This window comes from Thermoplasmata archaeon (genome assembly GCA_038851035.1).
Taxonomy (GTDB): domain Archaea; phylum Thermoplasmatota; class DTKX01; order VGTL01; family VGTL01; genus JAWCLH01.
This window is the reverse complement of record JAWCLH010000001.1, coordinates 76,770-95,135: the sequence shown is the minus strand read 5'-3', so window position 1 is coordinate 95,135 and position 18,366 is coordinate 76,770. Positions and strand designations below refer to the sequence as shown.

The window sequence follows — 18,366 nt, the reverse complement described above, 5'->3', positions numbered from 1 at the left end:
CTGTCCCCCGTCTCCACCTTTTGTTTCAGTACCATCAGTGCCGTAGTTGTCCACGCCCTTTCCACCGTAGCTCCCGCCGCCACCGCCGCCGGCGAAGTAGGATGCCGAGCCCCAGCCGTACCAGCTCCAGTAGGCCTGCTGGCCGTCGCCGCCCTTACCGTTTTTACCGCCCTTACCTCCCTCAACATTCTGGTCCGAGTTCTGGCCTCCGCCCCCTCCCCCGTAGCCCCGCCCGTCAGCAACGATGGCCCCGCTCGGACCGATTGTCACCGACTTCGCCTCCAGCCAGATCCAGCCCCTCTCTGTCCCATCGTAGGGAGCTACCTTGAGGACTCCATTAATTAGAATTGTGTTCGTGTATGTATGGCATCCCCAGAGCTCGTAGCTCTCGCCGTACGGTATAATGAGATCGTTACCGTCGTCCACTATCGCCCTCGGCGACTCCAGCGACTCCCTCTTTTCTGCGGTGATGGGCCACGGCAACGCACCGACCATCAACATCGAGACCAGTACGGCAAGGAGAACTCGGCCCTTTAACCTCGTCCCCATCCTCAATTCGTCACCCCCTCGCCTCCCTAAAGCCTTGTAGACTATATTTACATTGTTATTATTTACACCAAAGGATATAATTGATTAATAAAAAAGCTCGCGCCCTACTTCTCAAGCTCAACATTGCTTTTGCAATATCAAGAAAAGGCCTCCAAGCTCGCCCTCCGTGATGCACAGTCACATTGTTCTTCACCTCCGGTATGCTTAAATAATTCATTTCTCAATGCCGCCCGAGGGGGGATGAGTCTGGCTGAGAAGATGGACGCCGTCGTGAAGGTCCGGGGAGAGGAGGGGGGGACTGAAATCCAGAGGGTCCCGGTGCCCGAGCCGGGACCGGACGATGTGCTTATTAAAGTGGACGTTGCCTCGATATGCGGAACCGATGTCCACATTTACGAGTGGAACGGCTGGGCCCAAAACAGAATCAAACCGCCACTTCTATATGGCCACGAGTTCGCGGGGCATGTTGTGAAAGTGGGTAGAAATGTAAAGAACATAAAGGTGGACGATTACGTCTCGGGTGAATGCCACATCGCCTGCGGCACCTGCTTCAACTGCCGGACGGGCCTGATGCACATCTGCGAGAACACGAAGATATTCGGGGTTGATGTGCCGGGGATATTCGCAGAGTACGCAAAAATCCCCGCGATGAACGCGTGGAAGAACGACCCCAAGCTCAAGCCCGAGTGGGCATCGATACAGGACCCTCTGGGAAACGCAACCCACTCCGTCTTCCGCTGTCAGGTGCCCACGCGCAACGTCGTGGTCTTCGGCGTTGGACCGATAGGGATGATGGAGGTGGGGATCTGCAAGCAAATTGGAGCGAAGCAGGTCATAGCGATAGGCCGTAAGAACAAGTTCCGAACCGAGCTCGCGAAAAAGATGGGGGCGGACCACGCCATTCTAAGCGCGGAGACGGACCCCGTGAAGTTCGTAAAGGAGCACACCGACGGCAGGGGGGCTGACGTCGTTCTGGAGAACGCCGGCGACGCCACCGCCATCACGACCTGTCTGAAGATGCTCAGGCAGGGCGGGGAGCTCTCGCTCCTGGGAGTCTTCGGAGAGCCCTCAACCATCGACCTTTCAAAAGACGTGGTGTTCAAATACGTCAACATTTATGGAATAAATGGAAGATTGATGTGGGACACATGGTACAGGATGGCCGGTCTTTTCAAGGCCGGACTGAATGTCGACCCCATCATAACACACAAATTCCCAATGAGTGAGTTCGAGAAGGGCATGGCCGCTATGAGGAGCGGAAACTCTGGCAAGGTCGTGCTATATCCGGGGAAATAAGGGAGGGTGAACGGGATTGAGCGGGAGAGAAAGGGAAGGTGATATCTTGCAGAAGAGGGACCCAACGGGATTTCTGAGGGCTGAATACGAGGAGCTGGTCAGGAAGAACTTCGACTGGAAGCTAAGGGTGCTGCAGGGCCCGTCCACGCCGCACTGCGTCGTGGATGGGAAGGAGTGCATAATGCTCTGCTCAAACAACTACCTGAACCTGAGCAACCACCCGAAAATCAAGGAGGCGGCAAAGAGGGCCGTCGACACCCACGGGGCGGGCTCGGGCTCGGTGAGACCGATAGCAGGCAACATGGACCTCCATGTTGAGCTGGAGAAGAAAATCGCTTGGTTCAAGGGCACCGAGGCCGCCCTCTACTATCAAACTGGCTTCGCGGCCAACGCGGGCCTGATTCCACAGCTTGTTGGCGAGGGGGACCTGATTCTGACCGACGAGCTGAACCACGGCTCCATAATCGACGGCTGCAGGCTGACCAAGGCCGAGAGGGCGATTTATCCGCACTGCAACATTGAGAAGATGGAGGAGGCCCTGAAGAACGCAGATAAGTACCGCAGAATTCTCATCATCACTGACGGCGTCTTCAGCATGGACGGCGACATCGCCCCCCTGGACCAGATAGTGAAGATAGCCGACAGGTACGGCGCGATGGTCTGGGTGGACGACGCGCATGGCGAGGGCGTGCTAGGCGAGGGGAGGGGAATCGGCCGGCACTTCGGCCTAGAAGGTAAGATAACCGTCGAAATGGGAACATTCTCCAAGGCGTTCGGGGTTGTCGGAGGCCTGATCGCCGGCTCCCGTGACCTCATCAATTTCGCCTACAATAAATCCAGGACGTGGCTCCTCAGCGGCTCCGCGCCCCCGGCAACGGTGGCGGCCTGCATCGCAGCTCTAGATGTAGTCGCCACGGAGCCCGAGCACAACCGTCGCCTCTGGGAGAACACCAGGTACTTTAAAAAGGAACTCCAGCAGATGGGCTACGACATTGGGAACAGCCAGACCCCAATAACACCGGCGATGTGCGGGGAGAGCGCAAAGGCCAAGGCGCTGAGCGACGCCCTTTTCGAGGACGGGATATTCGCCTACCCGATTGTTTTCCCAATGGTCGCTCGAGACAAGGCCCGAATTCGGACCATGATGAACGCGGGTCTCACAAGGGAGGACCTGGACAAGGCTCTAGCCTCGTTCGAGAGGCATGGAAAGAGGCTAAAGATAATTTGAGTCTAATCTGAACCCCGGCCAACAATTATTTAGGGCCATGGAATTCGTGGGCGCGTGAAAAAGATAGGCCTAATAGTCAACCCCATCGCCGGCATGGGGGGGCGCGTGGGCCTGAAGGGGACGGACGGCGTTAGCGGGGAGGCCCTGAGGAGGGGCGCCTCTCCAGTCGCTCCGGGGAGGGCTATATCCACGCTGCGCGCGCTCAGGGAGGCGAGGGACATCTACGCCGCCAAGGTCGACGTCAAATGGCTCACGGCCGGCGGGCCAATGGGGGAGAGCGAGCTGCTTGAGGCGGGATGGCAGCCCGGGGAGTTCGAGGTGGTATACAGACCGCCGCCGGTAACGAGTGCGGATGACACAAAGATTTCCTGCCGTGTAATGAAGGAGCGGGGTGTGGAGCTGATTCTTTTCTGCGGTGGCGACGGAACCGCCCGCGACATATTCGAGACCGTGGGAGAGGAGGTCCCAATACTCGGCATTCCGGCCGGCGTGAAGATGCACTCCGGCGTCTTCGGCGTCAACCCGGTGGTCGTGAGTGAGATTCTTCAAGAGTTTCTGGATGGGAGGCTCGAGGAGACACAGGTCGAGATAATGGATCTTGACGAGGAGCTGTACCGGAAGGGGGAGTGGAGGGTAAAACTGTTCGGCCTTGCGAGGGCCCCGCACGAGCCGAACTTCATACAGACCGGGAAGCTCATGATTGAGTCGGAATCGGAGGAGGAGGTGAAAAAAGGAATCGCGGATTGGATTGTCGAGAAGCTTGGGGACCGCAAACGCACACTTCTTATTCTCGGACCGGGCTCGACGGTTCAGGCTGTGGCGGAGAGGCTGGGGGTCAAGAAGACCTTGCTCGGTGTGGACGCGGTTCATCAGGGAAAGCTGGTGGCGGCGGACGCGGACGAGCGCACACTGCTGGAGCTGCTCGAGAACTACCCGGCGGCCGCTCTCGTCCTGAGCCCTATCGGGGCCCAGGGCTTCATTCTCGGGAGGGGGAATCTCCAGCTGAGCCCGGAGGTCGTGCGGAGGGTCGGGCTGAAGAACATCGAGGTCGTGGCGACGCCCGCCAAGCTCGCCAGGACGCCTGTCCTGAGGGTGGACACGGGGGACCCGGAGCTCGACCGGCTCTTCGACGGAAGGAGCCTCTTCGTGGTCACGGGCTATAGACAGGTCACGCTCAGGCCGGTGAGGGTTGAGGGAGTGCGCGGGGCAACGCCTGAGCGAGGGGAAGGTGCCGTGGGCTGAGTCGGTGCCCGGGGTCATCGGGCGCGTCATTGGGGCGGTGGAAAAAGGCACTGGCCCGGCTGCGAGGGGGAGGGGCGGGCGCGGAGGAGCCAGCTAGCGAGAGGGTCTGTGCGGGACAAGCCCCGCCGGAGCATCTCTCGTAAAATTTAAGCCAATCTCCCCCATTTCAGTTCTGTCATGCCCGAGCTGTATAAAATAGAGCTAGAGAGGGACGGCCTCCACCGCAACCTCGGGGGCGGGTTTCCGAAGGGAGCTATCTGCGTCATCATCGGCAAATACGGCTCGGGCAAGAGCGCGGTCGCCCAGCGCCTCCTCTATGGTTTCCTCAAGAATGGCCATTCCGTGACCATGGTCTCCACAGAGTTCACGACCAAGGGTTTTCTGGACCAGATGAAGTCACTGGACTATAACATCGTCAACTACCTACTGAACAGGGAGCTCCTCTTCATCCCGGTCTATCCACTGATAGGGAGGGCGATATCTAGGGGGGACTTTCTGGGCAGGGTGATGAGCTCAAAGCAGCTCTACGAGAGGGACATCGTCTTTTTCGACACCTTCTCATCGCTCGTCAAGAACGACATAGATGAGGAGAGGATAATAAAAGTGCTCGCATTTTTCAAAAAGCTGGCCGGGATGAATAAGACCATTATCCTCACCATTGAGGAGGGGGAGCTGCCTGAGAGCGTGATGGCACCTCTCAAGTCGGACGCGGACATACTGATGTCCATCCAGACCAGGATAATAGAGGGAACGACCTCGAGATCAATATTCGTGAACAGATACGTCCAGTCTGTGATGCCGATTGTCGAGGTGACCGGGTTCCGAATCGAGCCCAAGGTCGGTTTCATCATCGATATCACCACTGTCGCCTGACGCGACGCGTGAGACTCGGAGCCCCGGACCCTCTGCCGGGGGGCTGGGGCTGAGGCGCATGAGGTCTGGGCGAAGCCCTTTGGAGCCTGTGGGGCTTTGAAGAGCCTCGAGCCACCCGTTTCGCGCTCGGCGAGAAAAGCTTAATATCCACTCCATCGTTTTACTTGAATTGAGAGTGCATGGTAATTCAGGATCGGCAGAAAAAGTTCCAGGAGGCCATCCAGCGCAACCCCCATCTGGCCGCCTATCTGCAGAAGTGGAGCGCAGAGGGGAATAAGCTGCCGGAGTTCTACGTCCAGCTACAAAGCGACATGGCCAAAATGAAGGAGTTCAACTTCCTCTACCCTGTCCAGGACCCGATGTTTATCCACGTCTACAAGCTGGGCACCAGCGGGAAGCGATACATCACCATCGAGCCGATGATGCCGGAGGAGACGCGGGCCAAGTACGAGCAAATTCAGGAGGCCATCCTCAAGGAGGCGCCCTACGAGAAGCCCCATGAGACTAGGGAGGAATTCGCCCAGGTACTGGACCGGCTGATGCGCAAGGTCACGACTCAGAAGGAGTCCCCCGTCACTGGCTGGCTCTCCAGCAGGTTGACAGGTTTCGAGACAAAGAAAATTCTCGTGACCCCCAAGGAGTTCGAAACTATAAAATACTACATGATTCGCAACATCATCGAGCACGGGCCCCTCGAGCCCATCATCCGGGACCCCTACATAGAAGATATTCACTCCATCGGTACCGCGGACCTGTATATAGTCCACAAGGTCTTCGGGATGATGGCGACAAACGTCAGGTTCAGGGACGCCGCGGAGCTCGACGAGTTCCTCAGGACCATGTCGGAGAGAATCGGGAAGCCCGTCTCTGACGCAAAACCAATCATTGACGGTGCCCTGCCCGATGGGAGCCGCATCAACATAGTCTACAGCGAGGACGTGAGCAGGAAGGGCTCGAGCTTCACGATAAGGAAGTTCAGTGAGAAGCCTTTCACCGTGACCGCCCTGATAAAGTTCGGGACCCTCAATACCGAGATAGCGGCGTATATCTGGCTCTGCTTGGAGAACGGAATGAGCCTTATCGTTAGCGGCGAGACCGCTTCGGGCAAGACCACCACCCTAAACGCCATTCTCACGTTCATCAACCACAACCACAAAGTCTACTCCGCCGAGGACACACCCGAGGTCATAGCCCCCCAGCCGGTTTGGCAGAGGCTGATAACGAGGGACGTGGGCCCGGAGGGCTCAAGGGTCGAGCTCTTCGACCTTGTGAGGGCTGCCCTGAGGTCGAGGCCGAACTACATCATCGTCGGGGAGGTCAGGGGCAAGGAGGGGTCGGTGATGTTCCAGGCGATGCAGACGGGCCACTCCGTGCTCTCGACATTCCACGCCCCATCTACCAAGCAGCTGATACAGCGGTTCACGGGCGAGCCCATCAATGTACCAATAAGGTTCATGGACAACCTGAATGTCGTGGTTTTCCAGTCATCACTCTATGAAGGGGGCAGGCTCATAAGGCGGGTGATATCTGTTGACGAGATCATCCGCTACTCCAAGGACCTGGACGGGGTGCTGACGAGGTCCGTTTTTAGATGGGACCCGTTCACCGATACTCACTTCTTCAGGGGCATGAACAACTCCTTTATCCTCGAGGAGAAAATAGCGCCCCGGCTGAAGTTCGAGGACAAGAGGATGATATACGATGAGCTAAAGGCCCGCGCCAAGATTCTGAAACAGATGGTAGACAGGAACATTGTCGCCTACGATGACGTGAACAGGATAATGGCGTCCTACTACCGCGCCGGTGGCATCGAGGGCCTGCCACCGGAGCTAAGGCCCTGAGCCGCACTCACTCCCACAAATAATCCCGCAAATAAGTTTTAGATAATAATATTTAATAAATATCAAAGGAATTGCGCGACGGTGGTCGCGTGAGAAGTTTCTTCGCCGCTCTACTCATTGGCCTCCTGCTCTGCTCTACCTCCGGATTGCTGTCCTGCAGCTCGCAGGAGCTCCCATTGAGAGAGGAGGGGAGCTTTCCCGAGGCATTTCTCGGCGGGGGGGACTACGTGATGCTTAGGTCGCCATCCGGCAACGCTTGGGTGGCCGTGGTCTACGGGAGCGGGTGGCGCGCGGCCGGGGGCCCCGTCTCGGTGATGGCCTCTTGGGCGAGGTCCGTCGGAGCCGCCGAGCTGCACGACTCCCGAGGCAGAATAATCAACACCTCGCTTCCCCTTTGTGTCAGAACCCTGGTGATTCATAGGCTGATCGGAATCTATGAGTTCAACGACACCGATGGAGACGGTCTTGCGAATGTGTCGCGCTCGGCTCTGCCTCTTACGCCGGACCAGATACTGGCGCGAGAGATGGTCTATAAGGCGGTTTCCCTTTGGCAGGACTGGACGAGGGGACCGGTGACGGAAGAGACAGAGGAGCTCGGCGGAGAAGTCGTGAAGAGCCTGAGCTTCAACCTGACGGCAACCGGCCTCGGCTACGCCGCCATAGGCAACGGAGGCGTGGGAAACGACTCGCTCGGTGACGGGCTCCTTAACTCCGTGAGGCTGAGTTTCCGCCTCAGGGTGTGGACCGACAGGGTCGAGGGGGAGCTGCCCTTCTTCAACCTTTCGCTCGACGTGAACGGCACCGGGGTTGAAGTAAGGCCGGCCGGCGCAAGGATATACAACGGAACCGTCGTTCACGCATCGTTAAAGGCCAGCATCTGTATCGAGGGCTGGGACCCGGAGCCGCTCAACGCCAACCCGCGCCTCGTCGTGGAATGGAGGACAATTGTGGGCTCCACCCTCTCCACATCCGCGCCTCAATGGATGACCGTAGACCTCGCGAGGAGGGCCCTCAACTCAACCGAGAGGGCGGGCTACTCCTCAGGGGCCGGTGTCGAGGTCGCCGCAGACGCGCTTTCACAGCTCATTCCCGAGGCGGCGCCTCCGGACCCTGCCGAGGTGCCGTCGAGGGCGGAGGCGAGACGGGTTGAGCTCGCCTGCGGGCGCGAGAGGGTCGGGAATGTCACGTGGGCGAGCGTCGCGGGCGTGTGGGCAAGCGAGGGCTCGGAGGGCTCGCAAGACAGCGCGTTTGTTCAGATTCATGGCTTCAGGGGCTTTTCGGCCGGAACCGACAGGGGCCTCTACACTGGTTTGATGGTGCTGGGCGGGGTCAGCTACCCGTGCGGCTGGAGGGTGGAGCACGACCCGGAGCTCGGGCTGGAGGAGAGCTGGTACGAGATTCCGGAGCTCGGACCACCGCCCAACCACGCGCCAACGGCGATGATAACGAGCCCCCCGCAGGGGAAGGTGTTCAAGGAGGGGGACGTCGTCAGGCTCGATGCCTCCGGCTCCTTCGACCCCGACGGCGACAGGCTCTTCTTTATCTGGATGGAGGGCACGAGGCTCGTAGGCAACGACACAATCGTGTCGAGGAAGTTCGGGCCCGGGACCCACAGAGTCTCGCTGACCGTCCACGACGGGCGCGGGGGGTTCGACAGCGCCAATGTGACCTTCAAGGTGGAAAAGAGGGAGACGCCGGGGTTCGGGGCAGGGGTGGCATTGGTCACCGCCATGGCGGCTGTGGTCAGATGGACTCTGAAAAGGGCCGCCCCGTAGCGATTCGGACCCATCATTGCTCTCCCCGGAGCCCGTCTCCAATAAATATATAATTAATTCCTGCATTCGCTCCGCTGAAGAAGAGCGTCAGGAGGATAGTGAGGGCGATGGTGGAGGAGGCGGCCTCTGGGCGAGTGGGGCTCGAGGAGGTCGATGAGTCGGAGCTCGATCCCGGCTTCGCCGCGGAGGTGGCGCGCGAGCACGGCGGCGAGAACATACTCCGCTGCTTCCAGTGCGGAACCTGCGTCGCGATATGCCCGGTCGGAGAGGTGGACCCGCGCTACGACCCCAGACGGATAATAAGAATGGTCATTTTAGGCATGAGGAGGAGGGTCCTGACGAGCCCCGCGATATGGCTCTGCTCGGGCTGCTACAACTGCTTCGAGCGCTGCCCGCAGGACGTCAAGCCCACGCTGATAATGCAGGCCCTCCAGCACATCGCGGTCAGGGAAGGGCTGGTGCACAAAGCCTTCAGGGGCGCGGTGGGGCTGCTGTGCCAGAGGGGGAGGCTCATCGAGGTCTCCGACTTCGACAACCGGCAGAGGAGGAAGCTCTCCCTGCCCGAGATAAAAGAGGAGGCTGGGCCGACGAGGGCGATTCTCGTGAGCAGGGGCCTTCACGTACTCGCGAATGAGGCCGCGGGGCCGTCAGAGGCCGGTGGCACGGAGAAATCGGAGGGGCGCAGGGGGGGTGGGCAGGGGTGAGGGAGTACGCGCTCTTCATCGGCTGCACAATAGCGACGCGTGGGCTGAACTACGAGGCCTCCGCCAGAAGGGTTGCGGAGGCGTTCGACATCAGGTTTGTTGACGTACCTGCTTTCGCCTGCTGCGGCTACCCGATGAGTCATGTGGAGTGGGAAGCGTCGATGGCGATGGCGGCGCGCAACCTCGCGGAGGCGGGGGAGCGCGGGCTGGAGGTGGTGACGCTCTGCTCAGCCTGCACCGGAATGCTGACGAAGGCGAGCAAGGTGCTGGCTGAGGATGAGGGGGAGCTCGAGCGCATCAACACGATTCTGAAGGAGGCGGGGAGGCGCTACTCGGGCAATGTGAAAGTCCGGCACTTCTCCCGGGTCCTGCTGGAGGACGTGGGTGTGGGGGCGATTGAAAAGAGGGTGGTTAGGTCCCTGAGGGGGCTCAGGCTCGCGCCCCACTACGGCTGCCACTACGAGCGCCCCGGCCATCTCTTCGACGGCTTCGACAGCCCGAAGAGACCACGCTCGCTCCACGCGCTGATTCGGGCGACGGGAGCGACGCCCATTGACTACCTGAACGCCCATCGCTGCTGCGGGGGCGATATTCTCGCGATTGAGGAGAAGAGCGCGATGAAGGTTGTCAACGAGAAGCTCAAGGACGTCAGGGCCTCCGGCGCGGACGCAATGGTGCTCCACTGCCCCTTCTGCGCGATAATGTACGACGAGTATCAGGCCAGCGTCGAGGAGGCCTTCAAGGAGAGCTACGGCCTGCCCATCCTCTACATCACGCAGGTTCTGGGCCTCGCACTGGGCATGGACCCCAAGAAGGAGCTCGGAATGGCCCTGAACAGTGTCAAACCGAGGGCGCTTCTCTCGAGGCTGGGGGTGGCCTGAGGATGGAAAAGGAAGAGGCGGGGGCGGGAGGGGGAAAAGACGTGGTGGGCGCGGTCGTGATTGTCGGCGGCGGAATCGGCGGCATCCAGACCGCTCTGAGCCTGGCCGACTCGGGCTTCAAGGTCTATCTCGTGGAGGAGAGGCCCGCAATCGGCGGAACCATGGCCCAGCTCGACAAGACCTTCCCGACCAACGACTGCGCGATGTGCACCCTCGCGCCCAAGCTCGTCGGAACAGCGCGGGCGAAGAACATCGAGCTCCTTACCAATGCGCGGGTCGAGAGCGTCGAGGGAGGGCCGGGCGACTTCAGGGTCAGGGTCGTGAAGAAGCCCAGATATATAAATACTGAGAAGTGCACCGGCTGCGGTACCTGCACCCAGAGCTGTCCGGTCAGGTGCATTCCCCAACCCCGGACTGCCGAGCCCGTCGGGCCCCTCCTGGACAGAGAAAAGAAAGAGAGGTACGACAGAATTCTCGAGCGCTACCCGGAGAAAAAGGGGGCGCTCGTGCCAATTCTGCAAGACATCAACGCCGAGTTCCGATATCTGCCGGAGGAGGCACTAAGGTATGTCTCGGAGAGACTGGGGCTTCCTCTGTCGAGGGTGTATCACGTAGCCACATTCTTCACCGCATTCAGCCTTAAGCCGCGAGGTGTGCATACCGTGAGGGTTTGCCTTGGAACGGCGTGCCACGTCAGGGGCAGTAGGAGGGTCCTCGAGACCATCGAGAGGAGGCTTGGGATAAAGCCGGGGGAGACGACGCCCGACGGCCTCTTCACTCTTGAGACCGTGAACTGCCTCGGCGCCTGCGCGCTCGGCCCGGTGGTCTTGGTTGATGAGGAGTACTATCCAATGAGCCCCGCAAAGGTCGGGTCTCTCCTGCAGAAATTCGGGGCGACGGCCGGGGCGGGTGGAGAGGAGGGTGCGCATTGAGCGATAGGGGCTTCGATGCGGGCCCGGTCCCGAGAAAGCGGCTGACGTCTCCGGCAGAGCTCGAGGAACTCCGGAAGAGGCTTCTCGCCGGCCGAGACCCGCGCCGCATCCAGCTTGCGCTCTGCAGGGGCACCGGGTGCTGCGCCCACGGCTCCCTAAAGGTCGCCGATGCGCTGAGAGAGGAGTTGAGGAAAAGAGGGCTGGAGGAGAGGGCGGAGCTCCTTCTAACCGGCTGCCACGGATTTTGCGAGAGGGGCCCGATACTCGTGATCAGGCCCATGGATATTTTCTACCAGAGAGTCCGGCCGGAGGACGTGCCCGAGGTTGTCGAAGAGACCGTGCTGAACGGGAGGGTTGTGGAAAGGCTTCTCTACACAGACCCCGCTACGGGGAATAAAATTGTTCACGAGTACGAGATTCCCTTCTATAAAAACCAGACCCGCATTATCTTTGGTAACAATGGGAGAATAGATCCGACTAGAATCGAGGACTACATCGCCATCGGGGGATACTCTGCGCTGGTGAGGGCTCTCTCGATGCGCCCAGAGGAGATAATTGCGCAGATAAAGCGCTCTGGGCTCAGGGGTAGGGGAGGGGCGGGGTTCTCGACGGGGCAGAAGTGGGAGCTCGCCAGAAGGGCGCCGGGCGACGTGAAGTACATCATCTGCAACGCGGACGAAGGTGACCCGGGGGCCTATATGGACAGGAGCCTCCTCGAAGGGAACCCCCACTCTGTGATAGAGGGGATGATTATCGGGGGCTACGCCATTGGGGCGCACGAGGGCTGGATATACGTAAGAACGGAGTACCCCCTGGCGATCAAACACCTGAACATCGCCATTGCGCAGGCGGAGGAGCTCGGCCTGCTCGGAGAGAACATCCTCGGCTCCGAATTCAACCTGAGAATTTTTCTTTTCAGAGGCGCTGGGGCCTTCGTCTGCGGCGAGGAGACCGCGCTCATCGCCTCACTCGAGAGCCGGGTCGGCGAGCCTCGACAGAGACCCCCCTATCCGGCGCAGAGCGGTCTCTGGGGGAGGCCGACCAACATCAACAATGTGAAGACCTGGGCCAATGTTCCGCTGATAATCAACAGGGGCGCGGACTGGTTCAGAAGCATCGGCACCGAGAGCAGCAAGGGCACGATGATCTTCTCACTCGTCGGAAAAATAAACAACACCGGGCTTGTGGAGGTTCCGATGGGCATCAGCCTGAGAAAGATGGTGTATGATATAGGCGGGGGAATTCCCGGTGGAAAGAGGTTCAAGGCCGTCCAGACGGGAGGCCCGTCAGGGGGCTGCATACCAGAGGGCCTCCTCGACCTGACCGTGGACTACGACCGTCTCTCCTCGGCCGGGGCCATGATGGGCTCGGGCGGGATGATAGTGATGGACGAGGACACTTGCATGGTCGACGTGGCCAAGTACTTCTTGAATTTCCTGAAGGACGAATCTTGCGGGAAGTGCACCCCGTGCCGGGTGGGGATAGCGCAGATGCATAGGATACTGAGCGCCATCACGGAGGGCAGGGGGCGCATGGAGGACCTCGAGACCCTTCAGGAGCTGGCGGAGGTCGTAAGGAGTGCCTCGCTCTGCGCCCTCGGCGGCACGGCCCCGAACCCCGTTCTGACGACCCTGCGCTACTTCAGGGACGAGTATGAGGCCCACATCAGAGATAAACGTTGCCCCGCGCGGGTCTGCAGGGCGCTGCTGAGGTATACCATTAAGGCTGAAAGATGCAAAGCCTGCGGCGCGTGCCTGAAGGCCTGCCCGGCTGGTGCCATCAGCGGGGAGAAAAAGAAGCCACATGTCATTGACCCGACGAAGTGTATTAAGTGCGGCTCCTGTCTAGAGGCCTGTAAATTCGGCGCGGTGGAGGTGAGCTCTTGAGGTTCAAATTCGTGTTGGATGGTAGGGAGGTGGAGGCGGAGGAGGGGGAGAAAATTCTGGATGTGGCCCGGAGGGAGAACATAGACATCCCGACCCTGTGCCACCACCCCGCCCTCGAGCCCTATGGCGCCTGCAGGCTCTGCGTCGTGGAGGTCGTCAGGGGTGGCCAGGCGAGGCTCGTGGCATCGTGCGCGGCGCCCGCGGAGCCGGGGATAGAGGTGCGAACGGGTAACGAAAGGGTCAGAAGGACGAGAAAGGTCGTCATGGAGCTGATTCTCTCCCAGTGCCCGACCTCAAACGAACTGGACGAACTGGCCAAGAGGCTCGGGGCCGTGAAAGGGCGCTTTCCACCTGTTAGGGACGACCCGGGAAACAGCTGCATCCTTTGCGGCCTCTGCGTCCGGGTATGCCACGAGAGAATGGGTCCCGGGGCGATAGGCTTCATCGGACGCGGGGCGGAGAGGAGGGTTGGGCCCCCCTTCGGAGTCCCATCGGAGGTCTGCCAGACATGCGGCGCGTGCGCATTTGTCTGCCCCACAAAGACAATCACTCTCGAGAAGATTTCCGGCAGGGCCCCCGCTCCACTCCTGTCAGAGTTCGACCTCGGTCTGAGGGCGAGGTCGGCGGTCTATATTCCTTACCCGCAAGCGGTCCCCAACTGGCCGGTGCTCGACAGCAGGGCCTGCGCCCACTTCGTCAGGGGGACCTGCGGGATATGCAAAGAAGTGTGCAGGGCTGGTGCGATAGACTATGACCAGAGGGGGGAGGAGGTCGAGCTCAGGGCCGGGGCCGTGATTCTCTCTCCAGGCTTCGAGACTTTCGAGCCCTCGCTTAGGGAGGAGTTTGGGTACGGTCTTTTTAAAAACGTCGTCACAAGCCTGCAATTTGAGAGAATGCTCTCGTCGTCGGGCCCCTACGGCGGTGTCGTAAGGAGACCCTCGGACGGAAGGCACCCGGGGAGAATCGCCTGGCTTCAGTGCGTGGGCTCGAGGGACGAGCAGATGGAGAGGGGCTACTGCTCGGCCGTGTGCTGCGCCTATGCGACCAAAGAGGCGATAATAGCGAAGGAGCACGCCCCCGGAACCGACACTCATATCTTCTTCATCGACATGAGAACATTCGGGAAGGGGTTCGAGGAGTACTTCAGGCGCGCTGAGAGGGAGTATGGTGTTGTTTACCACAGGTGCCGGGTGCCCCAGGTCGAGGAGGACCCGGAGACTGGGGACATCGTGCTCGTCTACAGAGACGAGGCTGGTGAGACGCGGAGGGAGAGGTTCGACATGGTCGTCCTCTCCGTAGGGCTCAGACCGCCCGCGGAGATGGGCGCTTTTCTGAGCCGGCTCGGTGTGGAGAGGAACGAATTCGGTTTCGTGAAAACCACGGACTTCAGACCCGTGGACACGAGCCGCGAGGGAATTCTGGTCGCGGGGGCGCTCCAGTCGCCAAAGGACATCCCGGATACTGTTGCCCAGGGCTTCGCCGCAGCGGCGAGGGCCTCGGCGATGCTAGCGCCCGCGAGGAACACGCAGACCGCGCCCGAGAGCTATCCGGAGGAGAGGGATGTCTCTCTAGAGGAGCCCCGCATCGGCGTGTTCGTCTGTCACTGCGGCACAAATATCGCCGGCGTTATTGATGTGAGGGCGGTGGCTGAGTTCATCGGCTCGAGGAGAGACCTCGGCGTCGTGCACGCCGAGACAAACCTATACGCATGCTCGCAGGACAACCAGGCGAGGATTAAGGAGAAGATAAGAGAGCTCGGGCTCAACAGGGTCGTGGTCGCCTCCTGCACCCCTCTGACCCACGAGCCCCTTTTCCAGAGAACGCTGAGAGAGGCCGGCATCAACCCGCATCTCTTCGAGCTGGCAAGCATAAGGGAGCACGCCTCTTGGGTTCACAGGGACGACCCTGCCGCGGCGACGGAAAAGGCCAAGAACGTTGTTCTGATGGCGGTCGAAAAGGTCCGGAGGGCGGTGCCCGTTCACAAGAAGCCGGCGAGGGTGACCCCACGGGCGCTGATAATAGGAGGTGGTGTCGCCGGAATGACAGTGGCGCTCGAGCTCGCGGCGCAGGGATTCGAGGCGGATATTGTCGAGAGGGAGGGGGAGCTTGGGGGGAACGTGAGGAACATCCGCTCCCTCCTCTCCGGCGAGGACCCGCAGAAGTTCTTAAGGGAGACCATTGGGAAGGTGATGTCGAATTCGAAAATCAGGGTCCACTTGAGCTCGACCGTTGAAAGCGTGGAGGGGTTCATAGGGAATTTCAGGGCACGAATCGTGCCGGTCTCTAGGCCCAGAGCGGACGCGAGTCCCGGGAATCGGGAGGGGCGAGGCTACGCCCAAACCCCCCAGGCTGCAGGGAGAGAGAGGGGGCAGGCGAGGGAGGAAGGGGTATCGGGGCCCCCCTCCGCCACGGAAATCGACGCGGGTGCGATCATAGTTGCCACTGGCGCCACAGAGCTAAGACCCGAGGGCTATTTCGGCTACGGCACCGACCCCCGCATAGTGACACAGCTCGAGCTCGATAGGCTGATTCACGAGGGCGGGCTCCGGGCCAGGAGCGTGGTGATGATTCAGTGCGTCGGCAGCAGGGAGGAGGGGGGGAGGAGCTACTGCTCGCGCGTCTGTTGCGCCACCGCTATCAAGCATGCGATCGAGATAAAAGAGAGGAATCCCGACACGGGGGTGTATGTTCTCTACAGAGACATCAGGACATATGGCTTCAACGAGAAGCACTTCAGGAAGGCGAGGGAGCTCGGCGTCCGATTCATCAGGTACGAGGATACCGAAAAGCCAGAGGTTGTTGCGGGCAGCGAGGGCCTGAAGGTGTCTGTAGTGGAAAGGTCGCTGGGAGTGAGGCTCACCCTCCACCCAGACCTCGTTGTACTGAGCTCGGCCACGGTCCCTCCACCAGACATCAGTGAGCTCGCCAGGGCGCTCAAGCTCCCCCAGACCCAGCACGGCTTCTTTATGGAAGTCCATCCCAAGATAGCTCCCATATCCTTCTCGGCGGAGGGTGTCTTCCTCTGTGGAACCGCCCACTCGCCAAGGTTCATTGAAGAGGCGATATCTCAGGCGATGGGAGCGGCCCAGAAGGCCTCGGAGATTCTTTCGAAAAAGGAGGTCGAGCTAGAGGGCTTGCCCGCCGCCATTGACGCCTCGCGCTGCTCCGCCTGCGGGCTCTGCGAAGCCGTTTGCCCGACGGGAGCCGTGAAGATTGTTCCGGAGAGGGGCGCCGCGGAGGTCAATGAGGTTCTGTGCAAGGGGTGCGGAGCCTGTGCCGCGGCCTGCCCGTCGGGATGCCCCTCGCCCCGAGGCTTCTCGAAGGAACAGATATTTGCCATGATTGAGGCGGCTCTGGAGGGGGGCGGATGAAGGCGGCCACGCCTAGACCGAGAATCGGGGTTGCTCTATGCACCTGCCGGGGCGAGATATCCGGGGGGCTGGACCTCACGCACCTGAAAGCCGCGGCCCTACGCCTTCCCGATGTCGTGGCCGTGGAGGAGGCGGGGGAGCTCTGCATGAAAGAGGGTCAAGAGTGGCTTAGGGAATTCATTCTCAGAAATCGAATCGACAGGGTTGTGATCGGGGGATGCACGCCCCGGCTCTACGAGGACACGGTCGCACGCGCTCTCGTTTCTGTGGGCCTGAACAGGCACACGATGGAGATGGTGAATTTGAGGGAGCAGTGCGTCTGGCCTCACAGGGACAAGGCGAGGGCAACGGAGAAGGCAGAGCTGATGCTCTCCGCCGCGGTGGCGAGGGCGTCGTCCCTCGAGCCGCTGGAGCCGTGCCCCGCGCCGGTGACAAAGGCAGCGCTGGTTCTTGGTGGAGGCGTCGCGGGGATGCAGGCGGCCCTGGACCTCGCGCGGCTCGGCGCGCGTGTCTACCTCGTCGAGGCGACGGGGGGGCTCGGGGGCCGGACCTACAAACTGAGCACCACCTTCCCGACGCAGGAATGCAAGCCCGACGGCTGCTGCATCCACTACTGCAGGGAGTGCGTTCTGACACCAAAAATTGAGGAGGTTCTGCAACACCCCCGCATCGAGGTCTTGCTCAACAGCCGGCTCAAAGAGCTCAGTGGGGGACTCGGGGCCTACCGCGCTCTCCTCGTCACTCCCACCGGGCAGATAGAGGTTATGGTGGGGGTCATAGTGGTTGCCACGGGATCGAGGCTAATTGATGCCCGGAGGTTTCCAGAGCTCGGCTACGGAATTCACCCAGACGTCGTGACATCGCTCGAACTTGAGGAGATGGCCGTAGAGGCGAGGAAGAGTGACGGCGCCATCCGCAGGCCCTCCGATGGTAAAACACCCAACACCATCAGCTTCATCCAGTGCGTTGGCTCGCGCGACACCACGGGCAGGGGGAGAGCGCACTGCTCACTAGTTTGCTGCACCTACGCCATCGGCCAGGCCAAGGAGCTGAAGAGGAGGCTCCCGGGGGCCCGGATATACATCCATTATATAGACCTCAGGGGGCCCTACAGGGGCTTCGAGGAACACTACCTTGAAGCCAGGCAGATGGGAATCGAGTTCGTGAGGGGGAAGGTGGCAGAGGTCAAGAAGAGCGGCGGAGGTCTGGTGGTAGTGGCGGAGGACATAGACACGGGCCGTCTGCTCAGAATCAGGACCGACCTCGTGGTGCTCTCCGTAGGCCAGGAGGCGAGCGATGGGACCGATGAGCTCTCTAGGCTCCTCAGAATTCCGCTCGACCGTGATGGCTTTCTGCGCGAGTACAATCCGGCCTTTGACATGCTGAAGAGAAAGGGCGTGGCGGTCGTTGGGTGCGCAGCCGGTCCGCGGGGCATCAGGTACTCGGTCGAGGACGCAAGGGCGGCGGCGGCCGCGCTCGGAGAGCTGCTCGCGGCCGGGGAAATCGAGGCCGAAGCCGTGAGGGCGGAGGTGGACGAGTCTCGGTGCTCGGGCTGCAGGCAGTGCGAGGCGCTCTGCCCGATGGGAGCGATAACGACAAAGCCGAGGGTGGACCATAAAAGGGGCGTGAAGAGGGTGGTCGCAAGCGTCAGCCCAGCCCAGTGCTCGGCCTGCGGGGCATGCGCAACGGCCTGCCCGTCGAAGGCGATAGCGGTCAGGAACCACAAGCTCAGGCAGCTGATGGACCAGATAGAGGCGCTGGGATGAGGATGATAGAGCGATGAAGCGG

At 60.8% G+C, this 18,366-nt stretch carries 12 protein-coding genes; all 12 read left to right on the top strand.

The window, feature by feature from the left end:
* Positions 1-789 precede the first annotated feature (789 nt).
* The 12 genes from tdh to QW379_00260 all read left to right on the top strand — a co-directional run bounded on the left by tdh (position 790) and on the right by QW379_00260 (position 18,344).
* Positions 790-1,845 (top strand): L-threonine 3-dehydrogenase, encoded by a 1,056-nt coding sequence (tdh, locus tag QW379_00315; GenBank protein MEM2868854.1) that lies wholly within the window; start codon positions 790-792, stop codon positions 1,843-1,845.
* Between the two features lie 46 nt (positions 1,846-1,891).
* Complete coding sequence (locus QW379_00310; protein MEM2868853.1) at positions 1,892-3,073, top strand: aminotransferase class I/II-fold pyridoxal phosphate-dependent enzyme; 1,182 nt, start codon at positions 1,892-1,894, stop codon at positions 3,071-3,073.
* 54 nt (positions 3,074-3,127) lie between these two features.
* Positions 3,128-4,315, top strand: coding sequence for an ATP-NAD kinase family protein (locus tag QW379_00305; GenBank protein ID MEM2868852.1), 1,188 nt, complete (start codon positions 3,128-3,130; stop codon positions 4,313-4,315).
* A 177-nt stretch (positions 4,316-4,492) separates the two neighbouring features.
* Positions 4,493-5,188 carry an ATPase domain-containing protein gene (locus QW379_00300; protein ID MEM2868851.1) on the top strand — a complete coding sequence of 232 codons (696 nt, stop codon included), beginning with the start codon at positions 4,493-4,495 and terminating at the stop codon, positions 5,186-5,188.
* A 179-nt stretch (positions 5,189-5,367) separates the two neighbouring features.
* A complete protein-coding gene (locus QW379_00295; GenBank protein MEM2868850.1) occupies positions 5,368-7,029 on the top strand; it encodes a type II/IV secretion system ATPase subunit in 1,662 nt (553 codons plus the stop codon).
* 89 nt (positions 7,030-7,118) lie between these two features.
* Positions 7,119-8,804, top strand: coding sequence for a PKD domain-containing protein (locus QW379_00290; GenBank protein ID MEM2868849.1), 1,686 nt, complete (start codon positions 7,119-7,121; stop codon positions 8,802-8,804).
* Positions 8,805-8,911: 107 nt separating this feature from the next.
* Positions 8,912-9,508, top strand: coding sequence for a 4Fe-4S dicluster domain-containing protein (locus tag QW379_00285; protein ID MEM2868848.1), 597 nt, complete (start codon positions 8,912-8,914; stop codon positions 9,506-9,508).
* Positions 9,505-10,389: a CoB--CoM heterodisulfide reductase iron-sulfur subunit B family protein gene (locus QW379_00280; protein ID MEM2868847.1), complete on the top strand. Its 885-nt coding sequence runs from the start codon at positions 9,505-9,507 to the stop codon at positions 10,387-10,389. The genes QW379_00285 and QW379_00280 overlap by 4 nt, the downstream gene beginning before the upstream one ends.
* 2 nt (positions 10,390-10,391) lie before the next feature.
* Positions 10,392-11,321 carry an NAD(P)H-dependent oxidoreductase subunit E gene (locus QW379_00275; protein ID MEM2868846.1) on the top strand — a complete coding sequence of 310 codons (930 nt, stop codon included), beginning with the start codon at positions 10,392-10,394 and terminating at the stop codon, positions 11,319-11,321.
* A complete protein-coding gene (nuoF, locus tag QW379_00270) occupies positions 11,318-13,207 on the top strand; it encodes an NADH-quinone oxidoreductase subunit NuoF (protein MEM2868845.1) in 1,890 nt (629 codons plus the stop codon). Before QW379_00275 ends, nuoF begins: the two co-directional genes overlap by 4 nt.
* Entirely contained in the window at positions 13,204-16,578 is a 3,375-nt protein-coding gene (locus QW379_00265; protein MEM2868844.1) for an FAD-dependent oxidoreductase, read from the top strand. Before nuoF ends, QW379_00265 begins: the two co-directional genes overlap by 4 nt.
* The gene (locus QW379_00260) at positions 16,575-18,344 is read left to right on the top strand and encodes a CoB--CoM heterodisulfide reductase iron-sulfur subunit A family protein (GenBank protein ID MEM2868843.1); all 1,770 of its coding nucleotides are present in this window, start codon (positions 16,575-16,577) and stop codon (positions 18,342-18,344) included. Before QW379_00265 ends, QW379_00260 begins: the two co-directional genes overlap by 4 nt.
* The last annotated feature ends 22 nt before the right edge of the window (positions 18,345-18,366 follow it).